1 protein-coding gene is annotated in these 1,974 nt (G+C 45.6%); it reads right to left on the reverse strand.

The window, feature by feature from the left end; all coding sequences use genetic code 11:
• Window positions 1-14: 14 nt before the first annotated feature.
• The coding region (fdhF, locus tag AC6I5A_RS01290) for a formate dehydrogenase subunit alpha (RefSeq protein WP_034610823.1) at window positions 15-1,974 on the reverse strand (1,960 nt) is incomplete at its 5' end.

A 1,974-nucleotide genomic window follows, 5' to 3' on the forward strand; every position in this document is an offset into this window, starting at 1 on the left:
TGTTTATACCGCCACTATAATTTTTCCAGGCGAGCTGCACATACTTTGAATTCTGGAATTCCGCAAACAGGATCCAGCGCTTCGCCATTGGTTAATATGTTGGCAGCAGCTTCACTGAAGTGGAAAAAGGTAAACACCACATTTTCAGCCAGGATATCGGTAGCTTTGGCTTTCAATTCAATACTACCCCGGCGGGTAATCAATTTCACCATTTCCCCATTATAAATATTTAGCCTGGCAGCCGTAGCGGAGTTTACCTGCACCTCATTGGAAGGTTGATGTGCATCCAGGGCCTGAGCCCTTCTGGTCATGGTACCTGTATGATAGTGGAACAGGCTCCGGCCAGTACTTAATATTAAGGGATATTGATCATCGGGAAGTTCAAAGGGTTCCTTGAACTCTACCGCGTGGAACAGACCCAGACCCCGGGTAAATATTCCCCTGTGTAATATGGGAGTACCAGGGTGTTCCTCATTAGGACATGGCCAGTGCAAACCCTGTCCCTCTAATCGGGCATAACTCATACCTGCATATGAAGGGGTAACTGTGCGCATCTCTTCAAATATCTCTTCCGCCGTGGCATAGTCCATAGAATAACCCAGGCGAGTTGACATTTCACTTAGAATTTTCCAGTCCTGACGGGCTTCCCCGGGTGGGTCAACTGCTTTTCGTACCATTTGTACTCTTCTTTCGGTACTGGTAAATGTTCCATCTTTTTCAGCAAAGCAGACTCCAGGTAAAACAACATCAGCTTTCTGTGCGGTTTCAGTCAAAAATATATCCTGCACAATCAAACATTCCAGTTTGTCCAAGGCCTCGTCTACATGATGCAGGTCAGGATCACTTATCATCGGATTTTCGCCCATTATATACAGTGCTTTTAATTCTCCCTGATGAGCCTTGTTGATAGCGGCAGTAATCGTAAGTCCGTTGTTGGAAGATAGTTTTACTCCCCAGGCCTGCTCGAATTTTTCCCGGTTAGCATCGACACCTAATGGTTGATAAGCAGGATAACATACCGGCAGCGCACCCATATCACAGGCTCCCTGCACATTATTTTGCCCACGTAGTGCGCTCACTCCTGTTCCGGGTCTGCCAACATTTCCGGTTAGCATAGCCAGATTACATACTGATTTAACATTATCCGTCCCGGTGCTATGCTGGGTTATGCCCATGGAATAACAAATGGCAGCAGCCTCGGATTCAGCATAGATACGAGCTGCTTTTTTAATATCTTCCGCCGGTACCCCGGTTATTTCCGCAACCACTTCGGGACTATATTTCATTACTACCTCGGCCATTTGCTCATAAGCTTCGGTTCTTTTTTCTATGAATTCCTTATCCATCAAGCCTTCAGAGATTATCACATTCATCATTCCATTAATTAGAGCCACATCAGTGCCTGGACGGAATCTCATATGGACATCAGCCATCTTAGCCAAATCAATTCTGCGAGGGTCAGCCACTATGAGTTTAGCTCCGGTTTCACGGACATTTTTCTTAATTTTGTAACCGATAACCGGATGATTATCTGTGGTGTTGGTTCCAATGATAAATATGGCTCGAGCTTCTTTTTCCAGTTCATTAATTGAGTTTGTCATAGCGCCACTACCAAATGCGGCACCTATTCCAGCAACACTGGAGGCATGGCAAAGACGGGCACAATGATCAACATTGTTGGTGCCAATAGCTGCTCGCGTTAGCTTCTGTGCCAGATAGTTCTCTTCATTGGTGACCCGGGCAGAACTGAAGAGAGCTATGGAATCAGGTCCATATTGCTCCTTAATTCCTTTTAGTTTATTAGCCGCAAAATTCAGGGCTTCATCCCAGGAGGCGGCGCGGAATTCACCATTTTCCTTGATTAAAGGGGTTGTCAATCTATCAGCGGAATGAATGAAATCCCATCCGAAACGGCCTTTTACACATAAAGCCCCCTTATTAACAGGACTATAGTTTTTATCCCGCTTGGAGGTA

Source organism: Desulfosporosinus sp. Tol-M2 (assembly GCF_059735615.1).